The organism is Pseudomonas mucidolens (assembly GCF_900106045.1).
Lineage (GTDB): Bacteria > Pseudomonadota > Gammaproteobacteria > Pseudomonadales > Pseudomonadaceae > Aquipseudomonas > Aquipseudomonas mucidolens.
Window position 1 is genome coordinate 5,551,144 of sequence record NZ_LT629802.1, and the last position, 13,957, is coordinate 5,565,100.

The following is a 13,957-nucleotide window of genomic DNA, read 5'->3' on the forward strand; positions in this document are numbered from 1 at the left end:
AATGTTCGAGTGTAGACGGGCATAGCGGGAGGAGGTGACGCGGGGGGCATTAATCTGCACAAAGCAAAACCCCCGGCAGGGCCGGGGGTTTTGTGATCACTCGTCGAGGAAGGAGCGCAGATGCTCGCTTCTCGTCGGGTGGCGCAACTTGCGCAGTGCCTTGGCTTCGATCTGACGGATCCGTTCGCGGGTCACGTCAAACTGCTTACCGACTTCCTCAAGGGTGTGGTCGGTATTCATGTCGATGCCGAAACGCATGCGCAGTACCTTGGCTTCACGGGCGGTGAGGCCGGACAGCACGTCGCGTGTCGCTTCCTTGAGGCTCTCAACGGTGGCGACATCGATCGGCGATTGCATGGTCGAGTCTTCGATGAAATCACCCAGATGGGAGTCTTCATCATCACCAATCGGCGTTTCCATGGAGATCGGCTCTTTAGCGATCTTCAATACCTTGCGGATTTTATCCTCGGGCATCTCCATGCGTTCGCCCAGCTCTTCCGGGGTCGGTTCGCGACCCATTTCCTGCAACATCTGCCGGGAAATACGGTTGAGCTTGTTGATCGTCTCGATCATGTGCACCGGAATACGGATGGTGCGGGCCTGGTCGGCGATCGAGCGAGTGATCGCCTGACGGATCCACCAGGTAGCATAAGTCGAGAACTTGTAGCCGCGACGGTATTCGAACTTGTCCACAGCCTTCATCAAGCCGATGTTGCCTTCCTGGATCAGGTCGAGGAACTGCAGGCCACGGTTGGTGTACTTCTTGGCGATGGAGATCACCAGACGCAAGTTCGCTTCAACCATCTCTTTCTTCGCGCGGCGGGCCTTGGCCTCGCCGATCGACATGCGACGGTTGATGTCCTTGATCTCGGCAATCGTCAGGCCGGTTTCGGTCTGCAATGCTGTCAGCTTCTGCTGGCAACGAACGATGTCGGCCTGGAAGCGACCAATGGCTTCAGCGTATTTGCTTTTGCCTTTGGCCAGTGCGTCGGTCCAGCTTTCGTCAACTTCGTTGCCCGGGAACTGGCGCAGGAAGTCGGTGCGCGGCATGCGCGCATCACGGACACAGAGCTGCATGATTGCCCGCTCTTGTGCACGCAGACGCTCAAGCGCGCCACGCACCCGCTCAACCAGGCCTTCGAATTGCTTCGGCACCAGTTTGATCGGCATGAACAGCTCGGCCAGGGCCAGCAGCTCGGCGGTTGCCTGCTTGCTGCCGCGACCGTGCTTCTTCAGCGCCTTGCGGGCCAGTTCCATCTGGTCGGAAACAGCGCCAAAACGCTGGGCCGCGATGACCGGATCTGGACCGCTTTCGACTTCGTCGTCGTCGTCGCTTGCATCAGCTTCGTCGTCGTCGGAGTCGTCGTCAGCCTTGGCCGCTTTAGGATCGACAGGTGCTGGCACTTCAGCCGCAGGCGGCGTAATGCCGTCGTCCGGGTCGATATAACCGCTGAGGACGTCGGACAGGCGACCACCTTCGGTGGTAACGCGGGTGTATTCGGAGAGAATGTGGTCAACCGTGCCAGGGAAGTGCGCGATTGCGCCCATCACTTCACGGATGCCCTCTTCGATACGCTTGGCGATTTCGATTTCGCCTTCACGTGTCAGCAGCTCTACCGTACCCATTTCGCGCATGTACATGCGCACAGGGTCGGTGGTGCGGCCGATATCGGTCTCTACTGCAGCCAGCGCGGCAGCGGCTTCTTCAGCGGCGGCCTCGTCGGTATCAGCGTCGGCCAGCATAAGGGAGTCCTTATCTGGCGCAACTTCGAATACGTTGATCCCCATGTCGTTAATCATGCGGATGATGTCTTCCACCTGTTCCGGATCTGAAATATCCTCCGGCAGGTGGTCGTTGACCTCCGCGTAAGTCAGGTAGCCCTGCTCACGACCAAGTGTGATCAACTCTTTGATACGAGACTGCTGTTGCGCTTTTCCGGACATAACACCCTATCCACTGAAGGTCTTGGCGGGCAAAAAACAAGCCGAGGATTATACCCGAGCTATGACCTCACGCGCCAGCTGAGGTCGGGTTTGATGCTGAAACATTCTGTTTTAAGAGGTCGCGCATCTGTTTTGCTATCTGAATTTGCTCTTCAGCCGACAATCCCGGCTGTCTTGCTCTCTTGATAAGTTCGTCGAGGGTCTGCGTGTGCTGGCCCGCGGATAACCTAGTAATGGTGTCTAAAAACTGTTGTTCAAGGTTGTCGCCGTCAATTAGCCACTCCTTTTCTGCGAGCGCTCGCAAGAGGCGTCCTTGTTCGGTGCCGTGCCAGCGAGCCATCAGTTGAATAGAGTTTAGCTTAGGATTTTTCTGTACCGCCTCGATCAGGGCAATCAGTACCTGGGCATAAGTGTTGCTTTCGTTCGCAAAATGATCGGCGCTCTCCACCTTGCCCGCCAGCTGCGGGTGATGGATGAGGGTGCGCAGGGCGATGAGCGTCGGGGCTTCTACGGCAACCGGTGTGCGTGGTGCGTAGGGTTCGTCGCGGTCGCCACGCTTGCCGTTCTTGCTCCAGGGTTTTTTATCCCACTTCTTGCCGCCGGCGCCGGGTTTCTTCGGGGTCCACTCGTGTTGAGGCGCGTAGGCCTCTTGAGGTTGGTGAAAGTCCGAATAGTCCGGCATGGCGTCGTAATCGATGCCTGGGTCGTAAGTCGGTGGCGCGTCTTGCGGCGTACTCTGCACCAGTTGGCTGACCGCTTCGCCGCTCAGTCCGGTGATTTCCAGCAGGCGCTTGCGCATCAGGGCCTTAAGGTTGGCGCCAGGCACCTTGTCGATCAGTGGCGCGGCGAGGGTGGCCATGTGAGCCTTGCCTTCGAGCGAGCGCGGGTCGGCCTCTTCGGTCAGTTGCTGGAAAAAGTAATCGGCCAGCGGCTGTGCGTGCTGGTTGATGCGTGCACGAAACGCATCGGTGCCTTCAGCACGGACCAGAGTGTCCGGGTCTTCGCCTTCGGGCAGAAACAAGAAGCGTGCGCGGCGCCCGTCCTGAAGGCTCGACAGTGCGGCCTCAAGGGCGCGCCAGGCGGCATTCCGGCCCGCCTGGTCGCCGTCAAAGCAGAACAGCACGTTGGGCACGATGCGAAACAGGCGCTTCAAGTGCTCTTCGCTGGTAGCGGTGCCGAGTGTCGCCACCGCGTTACGCAGCCCTTGCTGGGCCAGGGCAATCACGTCCATATACCCTTCAACCACGATGATCTCGTCGAGGTTGCGGTTGTTCTTGCGTGCTTCGAACAGGCCGTAGAGTTCCTGGCCTTTGTGAAACACCGGGGTTTCCGGTGAATTCAGGTATTTCGGCTTGTCGTCGCCCAGGACCCGGCCACCGAAGGCGATGATCCGGCCGCGACTGTCGCGGATCGGGAACATCACCCGGTCGCGGAAGCGGTCATAGCGCTTGCCTGTCTCGGCGTTCTCCACCAGCAGGCCGGCGTCGATCATGGCTTTTTGTTGCAGGGTATCGCTGCTCAGGTGCTTGTACAGATTGTCCCAGCCGGGCGGGGCAAACCCGAGGCCGAAGTCGCGGGCGATTTCTCCGGTCAGGCCGCGGCCCTTGAGGTAGTCGACAGCGGCTTTGCGCTGCGGGTGGCTTTTCAGTGCCTGGCGGTAGAAGTCGGCGGCGGCGGTGAGCAGCGGGTACAGCGGCGAGTCGGTGGGTTGGCGCGGCTTGTGCGGGCGGCCACTTTCTTCGCGGGGGATTTCCATGCCGGCGGCTTTCGCCAGTTCCTCGACGGCCTGGGGAAAGTCCAGGTTGTCGTGGTCCATGATGAAGCCGAGGGCGTTGCCACCGGCGCCGCAGCCGAAGCAATAGTAGAACTGCTTGTCGGGGCTGACGCTGAATGACGGGGTTTTTTCTTTGTGGAACGGGCAGCAGGCGGTGTAATTCTTGCCGGCTTTCTTCATTTGCAGGCGCGAGCTGACGACATCGACGATGTCGGTGCGGTTCAGAAGGTCGTCAATAAAGCTCTGGGGAATTAGCCCGGCCATGGCGTTCTCGTCATCACTGCGTATAAGTGCGGGCCCGCGACGCACTCAAGGCACGCATGTCGGTGGCTCGATCATCTGTCGTCTGCTGGGGCTTCAGGGAGTGTATCTGTCGAACATTCACTGACGTTAGTTCAATCAGCCTTCGACGTGCTTGAGCGTGTTGCCCCGGCGTCCGGTCACGGCCAAAGACGGCCTCGGAAGCTCAGTGTCGGGCACAGTCGACCTGTTGATCGCCTGTCTGAAAATTAAGGTGTGCTCGTCAGTAGCCTTGATAGGCTCGTCAGAAGAGACGTGCACCGCTGGCAAAAGAGCCAGGTCTGACGTGTGAAGCAGTTTGTCGCGGTCGCGTGTGCGGCGTTGACGGTGAAGCATCAAGCGATATCCGCAAATGCCAATAGCCCGGCTGAGGGCCGGGCTTGGCAGAAGCTTGCTACGAACGTCTGTGTATTAGTACAGACGAACGGCGCGGCGCTGCTCGCGCTGAACTTTCTTGGCGTGACGCTTAACAGCGGCTGCTGCTTTGCGCTTACGCTCAGAAGTTGGCTTCTCATAAAATTCGCGGCTACGAACTTCAGCCAGAACACCGGCTTTTTCGCAGGAGCGCTTGAAACGACGCAGAGCTACGTCGAAGGGTTCGTTCTCTTTTACTTTGACGGCTGGCATCCAGAGCTACCTTCTTTCATTACCGGGAATCAACGTTCTCGTCGCAAAAAATTCGCGGCTGAGGTCGTCGGTTTTTAAGGGTTGCGGATGTTAACCCCTCATTGCCCGGAATGCAAAGCCTCTGATCGAAAACCGCTAGTCGGGAGGGGGAGTGGCGACTATTATGCGCGCCTTCGAATTCAGCCGCTACAAGGCGCAAACCCATGCTAGTTCTGGGCTTAGAAACCTCCTGCGACGAAACCGGTGTCGCACTTTACGACAGTGAACGCGGGCTTTTGGCCGATGCACTGTTCAGTCAGATCGACTTGCACCGCGCCTATGGCGGCGTGGTGCCGGAGCTGGCGAGCCGTGATCACGTAAAACGCATGCTGCCGTTGATCCGACAGGTGTTGGACGAGGCGGGGTGTGTGCCGACCGAGATTGATGCGATTGCCTATACCGCGGGCCCAGGCTTGGTTGGAGCCCTGCTGGTGGGGGCTTCCTGTGCCCAGGCGCTGGCCTTCGCCTGGGGTATTCCAGCCTTGGGCGTGCACCATATGGAAGGCCATTTACTGGCGCCGATGCTGGAAGAAAACCCGCCGGAGTTCCCGTTCGTCGCTTTGTTGGTTTCGGGCGGGCATACGCAGCTCGTTCAAGTCGACGGCATTGGTCAATACACACTGTTGGGCGAAACCCTGGACGATGCTGCCGGTGAAGCCTTCGACAAGACCGCGAAAATGATGGACCTCAATTATCCCGGCGGTCCGGAAATTGCGCGTCTGGCAGAAAAGGGCGTGACGGGTCGTTACACGTTCCCGCGTCCGATGTGTGATCGGCCCGGCCTGATGTTCAGTTTCAGCGGCTTGAAAACCTTCGCGCTGAACACCTGGCAGCAGAGTGTCAGCGCCGGAGACGACGGCGAACAAGCCCGTTGCGACATCTCACTGGCGTTCCAGCAAGCCGTGGTAGAGACTTTGACCATCAAGTGCAAGCGGGCGTTGAAGCACGCGGGCATGAAGCGCCTGGTGATCGCCGGCGGCGTTAGCGCCAACCGCGCATTACGCGTGTCGCTGGAGAAAATGCTCGGCGACATGCAGGGTGAGGTTTTTTACGCGCGCCCCGAGTTCTGTACGGATAACGGCGCGATGATTGCCTTTGCGGGTTGTCAGCGGCTGCAGGCCGGTCAGCAGGAAAGCCTGGCCATCAGCGTGCAGGCGCGTTGGCCCATGGAGCAGTTGTCAGCGTTGTAAGCAGCGAATCTGAGTCGGGCTCGGCGGCGTATTTAAAAATGCCGTTCGCGCCCGGCAAACAGGTCGCGTAAATTGCCGCGATGGCGCCAGACGATCAGCAAGGTGAGCGCGCTCATCGGTATCAGCGCCGCGGGCTCTTGCCAGGCCAGTAATGGCAGGGTCAATGGCGTGGCGATCAGCGCGGCCAGGGAACTGGTGCGGGTCAGGTAGAACGTCAGCAGCCAGGCGGCCACGGCCAGCAGGGCGGCGGGTGGGTAGATACCCAGCAACATGCCGGCGGCCGTTGCGACGCCCTTGCCTCCACGGAAGCGAAAGTACAGCGGGAACAGGTGGCCGAGGACGGCACACACGCCTACCCAGGCTTGTTGTTGCAGGGAAAGACCGGCGAGGTGGGCGATCAGTACCGGCAGCAGGCCTTTGCAGGCGTCACCCAGCAGCGTCAGGACGGCCAGTTTCCTGCCGGCCAGGCGCAACATATTGGTGGCGCCAGCATTGCCTGAACCACTCATTCGCGGGTCGGGATTTCCCGTCAGGCGGCTGAGCAAGATGGCAAAGGACAGAGAGCCGAGCAGGTAGGCGAGGATCGCCAGTAACCAAAACATGCTAACTATTCCGGGCGAGGACGCCTTGATTCTAACGGGGCATTGCGCCCTTGTCGTGCTGTGGAGAAGAGTGCTTGGACAGAGTGTTTATCGAAGGCCTGGAAGTCGACACCGTGATCGGGGCCTACGACTGGGAGCGAGGTATCCGGCAATGCTTGCGTCTGGATCTGAGTTTCGCCTGGGATAACCGTCCGGCCGCCGCCGGTGACGACCTGACCTTGGCGCTCGACTACGCCAGCGTCTCCACACGCATCCAGGACTTTGCCGCGCAAACACAGTTCCAGCTGGTGGAAACCTTCGCCGAGCGCCTGGCCGAAGTGTTGATGAGCGAGTTCCAGATTCCCTGGCTGCACCTCAAATTGACCAAGCCCGGTGCCGTCCCGGCAGCCAAAGGCGTGGGCGTGGAGATCGAGCGCGGATGTCGCTAACTCAGGTTTACCTTGGCCTTGGCAGTAATATCGAGCGCGAATCCCATTTGCGGGCGGGCCTCGATGCGCTGGCTGGCTTTTTGACGGATCTGCGTTGCTCGGCCGTGTTCGAAAGTCAGCCGGTGGGTATCAAGAGCGGACCGTTCTTCAATCTGGTGGTCTCGGCGTATACCGATTTGCCGTTGAAAGAGCTGGATCGCCGGTTGAAGCTCATTGAAGCCGACAACGGTCGTTACGCGCCGGACCGCAAAGGGCTGCCGCTGGATATCGATGTGCTGTTGTATGGCGACCTGAGCGGTGATTTCGAGGGGTTGGTGTTGCCTCGGGCGGAAATACTGAAGAATGCCTTTGTGCTGTGGCCGCTGTCGTTGATGGCGCCAGAGCGTGTGCATCCCGCAGTGGGTAAAACGTTTGCGGTGTTGTGGTGCGATGCACAGATCGATCAGGTGCTGGCGCCCGTGGCGTTCGAATGGCGCGACCAGCAACTGACGCCTGCCACACTCCTGTAGGGGCGAGGAGGCGCCTGGTTCTTGCTTGCGAAAAGTGTGAGGGCGCCGCGTTAACCCGCAAGTTCGCGTAATCGTTAATGATCTTCGCGGGCAAGCCCGCTCCTACAGTGGGTGTTGTGCCTTGTAGGCTTTGAGCGCGTTGAGTCGTTCGCGCTTGAGTGCCTCGCCGAGCGCCGGGCCTTTGAAGCCTTTCTCCAGCAGCGGCGCCACGGCCACGCCGCGCGCCACCAACGCGGCCTTACGTAAATAATCCGCCTGTGGATAACTTCTCTGCTCAAAGCCCTTGCGGCCTCGCGCGTCCATTTCGCAGGCGACGACAAACTCCTCAAAACGCTGCGGACGGCGATAGACGTCGAAACTCTGCAACAGCTCCAGCAATGTCGAGGCCTTGAGCTCCAGCGCCCGGTGGCCGTGGGTATGATATTCACCCACCAGCAGGGCCAGTTCCTGGCAGTCTTTCGGCACTTTGAAGCGCTCGTTGACCGCTTTTATCAGCTTCAGGCCCTTCTGCTCGTGGGCAATATGCCGCGGTAACTTATCCACAGGCGTCAGCGCTTTGCCCAGATCATGCATCAGGCAGGCCCAGCGCACGGTCAAGGGTTGGCCATGACGCGCTGCCTGCTCCAATACGCTCAAGGTGTGCACGCCGGTGTCTATTTCAGGATGGTGAGCTTCGGGTTGCGGCACGCCGAATAGCGCGTCGACTTCCGGCAGCAAGGTTTTCAGTGCGTGGCAATCGCGCAGTACCTGGATAAATACTTGTGGCTGATCTTCCATCAGTGCCCGGGAAATTTCCTTCCAGCTACGTTCGGGCGTCAGCGCTTCGAGTTCGCCGGATTCACTGAGTTGGCGCATCAGCTCCAGGGTTTCGGGAGCGATGCTGAAGCCAAGTCCCGCGTAGCGTGCGGCAAAGCGGGCAACGCGCAGTACTCTAAGGGGATCTTCGGCGAATGCGGGGGAAACGTGGCGCAAAATGCGCGCTTCAAGGTCCTGTTGGCCGTGATACGGGTCGGTCAGATTGCCGTCGTCATCTTCGGCCATCGCGTTGATCGTCAGGTCGCGGCGCATCAGGTCTTCTTTCAGCGTGACGTCGGGGCTGGCATGAAAAACAAAACCGCCATAACCGCGGCCACTCTTGCGCTCCGTGCGGGCGAGGGCATATTCGTCGCCGTTTTTCGGATCAAGGAAAACCGGAAAGTCAGCACCTACGGGCTTGAAGCCCTTGGCGAGCATTTCCTCGGTGGTGGCGCCTACGACGACACGGTCGATATCGGTGACAGGAATCCCCAGCAGACGATCTCGCACTGCTCCGCCGACTTTGTAGATTTGCATGAAAAAGCCTCCGTTAGCCTTACAGGATAACGCCTGTGTTCGGCCAAGGGAGGCTTTGCCGCATCAAAGGTGGATAACGGCCAAGTCCAGGCGCCCATATTCGTTGTCGCTGGATTCATTGCGCGGCGGCACATGGTGGGTTTTCATCACCTGGTCGCCTTGCAGTGTCTCCAGATGGATATCAAACCCCCACAGTCGGTGCAGGTGCTTGAGGACTTCGTCTGTGGAGTCGCCGAGGGGCTTGCGGTCGTGTTGTTGGTGGCGCAGGGTCAGTGAGCGATCGCCGCGCACATCGATGTTGTAGATCTGCACATTCGGCTCGCGGTTGCCCAGGTTGTACTGGGCGGCCAGGGTCTCGCGGATGGTGCGATAACCGACCTCATCATGAATCGCCGGCACCAGCAGGTCGTCCTTGAGGTCGTCGTCCAGAATGCTGAACAGCTTGAGGTCGCGAATCACCTGGGGCGAGAGGTACTGCAGGATAAAACTCTCGTCCTTGAAACTGCTCATGGCGAACTTGATCGTCGACAGCCAATCGCTTCCGGCGATTTCCGGGAACCAGCGACGGTCTTCTTCGGTGGGGTGTTCGCACATGCGACGAATGTCCCGATACATGGCAAAACCCAACGCATAGGGGTTGATGCCGTTGTAGTACGGACTGTCAAAACCGGGTTGAAACACCACGCTGGTGTGGGAGGTCAGGAATTCCATCATAAAGCCGTCGGTCACCAGGCCTTCGTCGTACAGGTCATTCATCAGGGTGTAGTGCCAGAAGGTCGCCCAGCCTTCATTCATCACCTGGGTCTGGCGCTGTGGATAAAAGTACTGGGCAATCTTGCGCACGATCCGCACGATCTCGCGTTGCCAGGGTTCCAGCAGCGGCGCGTGCTTTTCGATGAAATACAGGATGTTTTCCTGGGGCTCGGCGGGGAAGCGCGCATTGTCCTTGTCACTGTTCTTGTCGGCGCGTTTGGGAATGGTGCGCCACAGGTCGTTGATCTGTTTTTGCAGATGCTCCTCACGTTCCTTCTGGCGCAGCCGTTCTTCCTCGGCGGAAATCGGATACGGACGCTTGTAGCGGTCTACGCCGTAATTCATCAAGGCGTGGCAGGAATCCAGCAGGTCCTCCACCGCATCGATGCCATGGCGTTCTTCACACTGCATGATGTACTGCTTGGCGAACACCAGATAATCGATGATCGAACTGGCGTCGGTCCAGGTGCGGAACAGGTAGTTGCCCTTGAAAAAGCTGTTATGCCCATAGCAGGCGTGCGCAACCACCAGCGCTTGCATGCAGATGGTGTTTTCTTCCATCAGGTACGCAATGCAAGGGTCGGAATTGATCACGATCTCATAGGCCAGGCCCATCTGGCCGCGGCTGTAGGACTTTTCGGTGCTGAGAAAGTGTTTGCCGTAGGACCAATGGTGATAGCCCAGCGGCATGCCCACCGACGCATAGGCGTCCATCATTTGCTCGGCGGTAATCACTTCGATCTGGTTGGGATAAGTGTCCAGGGCATACCCGGCCGCGATGCGGCTGATTTCCCGATCGTAGGCCTGGATCAGTTCGAAGGTCCATTCGGACCCCGTGGAAAGGGGTTGGCGCTTATGCTCTTTGGCGGTCATGTCACTAACCTGCGCTGGAAGAGTTCACGGAAGACCGGATAGATATCGCCGGCCGAGACCAGTTGTTGTTGGGCAAACGTATCAGCGAAGGCTTCGGCGATGCGCTCGTATTCGAACCACAGGGCCTGGTGTTCGCGGGGGGTAATTTCCACATAAGTGTAGTACTGCACGAACGGCATGATCTGGTTGATCAGCAGGTCGCGACAGATAGGTGAGTCGTCGTTCCAATTGTCGCCATCGGAGGCCTGGGCGGCGTAGATGTTCCATTCGTTGGCCGGATAACGCTCGGCCATGATCTCTTGCATCAGCTTCAGGGCGCTGGAAACGATGGTGCCGCCGGTTTCTCGCGAGTAGAAGAACTCCTCCTCGTCGACTTCACGGGCGCTGGTGTGATGACGAATAAACACCACATCGATTTTGTCGTAGTTACGCTTGAGAAACAGGTACAGCAGGATAAAGAAGCGCTTGGCGATGTCTTTGGTGGCCTGGGTCATGGAGCCGGAAACGTCCATCAGGCAAAACATCACGGCCTTGGAGCTGGGATTGGGCTGCTTGACCAACAGGTTGTATTTCAAGTTAAAGGTATCGAGGAAAGGCACGCGGTGAATGCGCGCGCTGAGTTTCGCTATTTCGGCCTCTATTTCCTGTATATCGCCGAAATTGTCTGGTTCTTCGCGCTTCAGGCGCGCCAGCGCTTCCTTGGCTTCCCTCAATTTGGCGCGACTGCTGCCCGATAGCGCAATGCGTCGGGCATGGGCCGAGCGCAGGGTACGGATGATGTTGATCCGCGAAGGGTTGCCTTCACTGCTGATCCCGGCGCGTACGGTCTTGAAGGTATCGGTGCCGGTCAGGTTGCGTTTGATCAGGTTGGGCAGCTCCAGGTCCTCGAACATGAACTCGAGAAATTCCTCCTGGGTGATCTGGAACACGAATTCGTCCATGCCTTCGCCGGAGCTGCCGGCCTTGCCAGGACCCTTACCACCGGCGCCGCCTTGGGGGCGCTGGATATGTTCACCGGTAGTGAACTCCTTGTTTCCCGGATGAACCACGGTCTGTTTGCCGCCGCGCCCATGGTGCAGCACCGGTTCATCGATATCCCGGCCGGGAATGCTGATTTGTTCGCCATGCTCCATGTCGGTAATGGAGCGGCGGCTGACGGCCTCTTCGACGGCCTTTTTGATGTGGTCACGGTAGCGCCGCAGGAAACGCTGGCGGTTTACCGTGCTCTTGTTCTTGCCATTGAGACGTCGGTCGATCACATAGCTCATAGGCCCCTCCGGGGAGCTTCAAGTCGTAAGCTTCAAGCCGCAAGCGAAGAACCGTCGAGCCGGATGCTCAACCGCTTTTCCCTTGCAGCTTGTAGCTGGAAGCTTGCAGCTGTTTCACTGCGATTTCCGGACCCGTAGGTACCACTCGGAGAGCAGGCGCACCTGTTTGTCGGTGTAGCCACGCTCGACCATGCGTGTGACGAAGTCGTTGTGTTTTTGCTGATCCTCCTTGCTGGCCTTGGCGTTGAAGCTGATGACCGGCAGCAGGTCCTCGGTGTTGGAGAACATTTTCTTCTCGATGACCACCCGCAGCTTTTCATAGCTGAGCCAGGTCGGATTCTTGCCGTTGTTGTTGGCCCGTGCGCGCAGGACGAAGTTGACGATTTCGTTGCGGAAATCCTTCGGATTGCTGATGCCCGCCGGTTTTTCGATCTTCTCCAGCTCTTCGTTGAGTGCCACGCGATTGAGGATTTCGCCGGTTTCCGGGTCGCGGTATTCCTGGTCCTGGATCCAGAAGTCGGCGTACAGCACGTAGCGGTCGAAAATATTCTGGCCGTACTCGCTGTAGGACTCCAGGTACGCGGTCTGGATTTCCTTGCCGATGAATTCGATATAGCGCGGTGCCAGGTATTCCTTGAGGAAGCGCAGGTAGCGTTCGCGGGTTTCGGCCTGGAACTGTTCCTGTTCGATCTGCTGCTCGAGTACATACAGCAGGTGGACCGGGTTGGCGGCGATCTCGTGCGGGTCGAAGTTGAATACCTTGGACAGGATCTTGAAGGCAAAACGCGTCGACAGGCCGTTCATGCCTTCATCAACCCCGGCTGTGTCGCGGTATTCCTGGATCGATTTGGCCTTGGGATCGGTGTCCTTGAGGTTTTCACCGTCGTAGACGCGCATCTTCGAGTAGATATTGGAGTTTTCCGGCTCCTTGAGACGCGACAGCACGGTGAACTGCGCGAGCATTTTCAAGGTGTCGGGTGCGCAATGTGCCTTGGCCAGAGAGCTATTGAACAGCAACTTGTCGTAAATCTTGATTTCATCACTGACACGCAGGCAATACGGCACCTTGACGATGTAGATCCGGTCAATGAACGCCTCGTTGTTCTTGTTGTTGCGGAAGGTGTGCCATTCCGATTCGTTGGAGTGGGCCAGCAGGATCCCGCTATACGGAATGGCGCCCAGGCCTTCGGTGCTGTTGTAGTTGCCTTCCTGGGTGGCGGTCAGCAGTGGGTGCAGCACCTTGATCGGTGCCTTGAACATCTCCACGAACTCCATCAGGCCCTGGTTGGCCCGGCATAGCGCGCCCGAGTAGCTGTAGGCATCGGCATCGTTCTGCGGGAATTCCTCGAGCTTGCGGATATCGACCTTGCCCACCAGCGCCGAGATATCCTGGTTGTTCTCGTCACCCGGTTCGGTCTTGGCCACGGCGATCTGGTTAAGGATCGACGGATACAGCTTCACCACCCGGAACTGGCTGATATCCCCGCCAAACTCGGAGAGGCGCTTGGTTGCCCAGGGCGACATGATGGTGTTGAGGTAGCGACGAGGGATGCCGAAGTCTTCTTCGAGGATCGCGCCGTCTTCCGTGGCATTGAACAGGCCCAGTGGCGATTCGAACACCGGGGAACCCTTGATCGCGTAGAACGGTACTTTTTCGATCAGTTGCTTGAGTTTTTCTGCCAGAGACGATTTACCACCGCCCACCGGGCCGAGCAGGTAAAGAATCTGTTTCTTCTCTTCCAGGCCTTGGGCGGCGTGGCGGAAATAGGAGACGATCTGGTCAATGCATTCTTCCATGCCATGGAAGTCTTCAAACGCCGGATAACGTCGGATCACCTTGTTGGAGAAGATTCGCGACAACCGCGAGTTGGACGCGGTGTCCACCAGCTCCGGCTCGCCAATCGCCAGTAGCAAGCGCTCAGCGGCAGATGCGTAGGCGCTGCGGTCCGCTTTGCACAGCTCAAGGTATTCCTGAAGCGAGAGCTCTTCCTGGCGTGTGGACTCGAAGCGTTGTTGGAAGTGGCTAAAAATACTCATGACGTCGTCACCTCGCTCGATACGTGGAGCCGACGCCGGATCAATCAGTCGATGCTGGCAGCCACGGGTGTTGGCCGTGGCTGTTTTCCCCCCAGAACACCCTGAAAATGCTACCGATGACCCGTACGCCGGTGTACCGGCTCTCCCCTGTTTTGGATGGCCTGCGCTTAAGGATAGTTCGGAATCCGGGAGTTCAAGGCGAGATACGCAATTAGTTTGCGCGTACCGTTTGTCAGAAGCGGCGCTAGCCCAAGCATCACGTGGGCTAGCGAGGTTTGAAA

Annotated in this window: 11 protein-coding genes; 3 read left to right on the forward strand and 8 right to left on the reverse strand. The window is 58.5% G+C overall.

Annotation, left to right across the window (positions count from 1 at the left end):
• Nucleotides 1-96 precede the first annotated feature (96 nt).
• From rpoD to rpsU, 3 genes are all read right to left on the reverse strand, one after another.
• A complete protein-coding gene (gene rpoD, locus BLU75_RS25575) occupies nucleotides 97-1,944 on the reverse strand; it encodes an RNA polymerase sigma factor RpoD (RefSeq protein ID WP_084379553.1) in 1,848 nt (615 codons plus the stop codon).
• Between the two features lie 67 nt (nucleotides 1,945-2,011).
• Entirely contained in the window at nucleotides 2,012-3,982 is a 1,971-nt protein-coding gene (gene dnaG / locus BLU75_RS25580; RefSeq protein ID WP_084379552.1) for a DNA primase, read from the reverse strand.
• 447 nt (nucleotides 3,983-4,429) lie between these two features.
• On the reverse strand, nucleotides 4,430-4,645 hold the full coding sequence (gene rpsU, locus BLU75_RS25590) for a 30S ribosomal protein S21 (RefSeq protein ID WP_002551877.1): 216 nt from the start codon (nucleotides 4,643-4,645) through the stop codon (nucleotides 4,430-4,432).
• A 203-nt stretch (nucleotides 4,646-4,848) separates the two neighbouring features.
• Between rpsU and tsaD the strand changes: the two genes are divergently transcribed.
• The gene (tsaD, locus tag BLU75_RS25595) at nucleotides 4,849-5,874 is read left to right on the forward strand and encodes a tRNA (adenosine(37)-N6)-threonylcarbamoyltransferase complex transferase subunit TsaD (RefSeq protein ID WP_084379550.1); all 1,026 of its coding nucleotides are present in this window, start codon (nucleotides 4,849-4,851) and stop codon (nucleotides 5,872-5,874) included.
• A gap of 32 nt (nucleotides 5,875-5,906) precedes the next feature.
• Here the strand turns inward: tsaD and plsY are convergent, their stop codons facing one another.
• Complete coding sequence (gene plsY / locus BLU75_RS25600) at nucleotides 5,907-6,476, reverse strand: glycerol-3-phosphate 1-O-acyltransferase PlsY (RefSeq protein WP_084379549.1); 570 nt, start codon at nucleotides 6,474-6,476, stop codon at nucleotides 5,907-5,909.
• Between the two features lie 74 nt (nucleotides 6,477-6,550).
• On the opposite strand from plsY, the gene folB reads away from it, so the two are divergent.
• Nucleotides 6,551-6,904: a dihydroneopterin aldolase gene (folB, locus tag BLU75_RS25605; protein ID WP_084379548.1), complete on the forward strand. Its 354-nt coding sequence runs from the start codon at nucleotides 6,551-6,553 to the stop codon at nucleotides 6,902-6,904.
• Nucleotides 6,895-7,413, forward strand: a complete 519-nt coding sequence (gene folK / locus BLU75_RS25610; RefSeq protein ID WP_084379547.1) for a 2-amino-4-hydroxy-6-hydroxymethyldihydropteridine diphosphokinase — start codon at nucleotides 6,895-6,897, stop codon at nucleotides 7,411-7,413. Before folB ends, folK begins: the two co-directional genes overlap by 10 nt.
• A gap of 102 nt (nucleotides 7,414-7,515) precedes the next feature.
• Here folK and BLU75_RS25615 read toward each other — a convergent pair whose 3' ends face one another.
• From BLU75_RS25615 to BLU75_RS25630, 4 genes are all read right to left on the reverse strand, one after another.
• A complete protein-coding gene (locus BLU75_RS25615; protein WP_084379546.1) occupies nucleotides 7,516-8,745 on the reverse strand; it encodes a multifunctional CCA addition/repair protein in 1,230 nt (409 codons plus the stop codon).
• A 63-nt stretch (nucleotides 8,746-8,808) separates the two neighbouring features.
• On the reverse strand, nucleotides 8,809-10,371 hold the full coding sequence (locus BLU75_RS25620; protein ID WP_084379545.1) for a SpoVR family protein: 1,563 nt from the start codon (nucleotides 10,369-10,371) through the stop codon (nucleotides 8,809-8,811).
• Nucleotides 10,368-11,639: a YeaH/YhbH family protein gene (locus tag BLU75_RS25625; protein WP_084379544.1), complete on the reverse strand. Its 1,272-nt coding sequence runs from the start codon at nucleotides 11,637-11,639 to the stop codon at nucleotides 10,368-10,370. Before BLU75_RS25625 ends, BLU75_RS25620 begins: the two co-directional genes overlap by 4 nt.
• Before the next feature lie 114 nt (nucleotides 11,640-11,753).
• Nucleotides 11,754-13,676: a PrkA family serine protein kinase gene (locus BLU75_RS25630; RefSeq protein ID WP_090221589.1), complete on the reverse strand. Its 1,923-nt coding sequence runs from the start codon at nucleotides 13,674-13,676 to the stop codon at nucleotides 11,754-11,756.
• Nucleotides 13,677-13,957 lie beyond the last annotated feature (281 nt).

Bases quoted from the DNA above. Each gene is read 5' to 3' on its own strand.
- plsY (WP_084379549.1), bottom strand. From the start codon at position 6,476: ATGTTTTGGTTACTGGCGATCCTCGCCTACCTGCTCGGCTCTCTGTCC.
- BLU75_RS25615 (WP_084379546.1), bottom strand. From the start codon at position 8,745: ATGCAAATCTACAAAGTCGGCGGAGCAGTGCGAGATCGTCTGCTGGGG.
- BLU75_RS25625 (WP_084379544.1), bottom strand. From the start codon at position 11,639: ATGAGCTATGTGATCGACCGACGTCTCAATGGCAAGAACAAGAGCACG.
- rpoD (WP_084379553.1), bottom strand. From the start codon at position 1,944: ATGTCCGGAAAAGCGCAACAGCAGTCTCGTATCAAAGAGTTGATCACA.
- dnaG (WP_084379552.1), bottom strand. From the start codon at position 3,982: ATGGCCGGGCTAATTCCCCAGAGCTTTATTGACGACCTTCTGAACCGC.
- tsaD (WP_084379550.1), top strand. From the start codon at position 4,849: ATGCTAGTTCTGGGCTTAGAAACCTCCTGCGACGAAACCGGTGTCGCA.
- BLU75_RS25630 (WP_090221589.1), bottom strand. From the start codon at position 13,676: ATGAGTATTTTTAGCCACTTCCAACAACGCTTCGAGTCCACACGCCAG.
- rpsU (WP_002551877.1), bottom strand. From the start codon at position 4,645: ATGCCAGCCGTCAAAGTAAAAGAGAACGAACCCTTCGACGTAGCTCTG.
- folK (WP_084379547.1), top strand. From the start codon at position 6,895: ATGTCGCTAACTCAGGTTTACCTTGGCCTTGGCAGTAATATCGAGCGC.
- BLU75_RS25620 (WP_084379545.1), bottom strand. From the start codon at position 10,371: ATGACCGCCAAAGAGCATAAGCGCCAACCCCTTTCCACGGGGTCCGAA.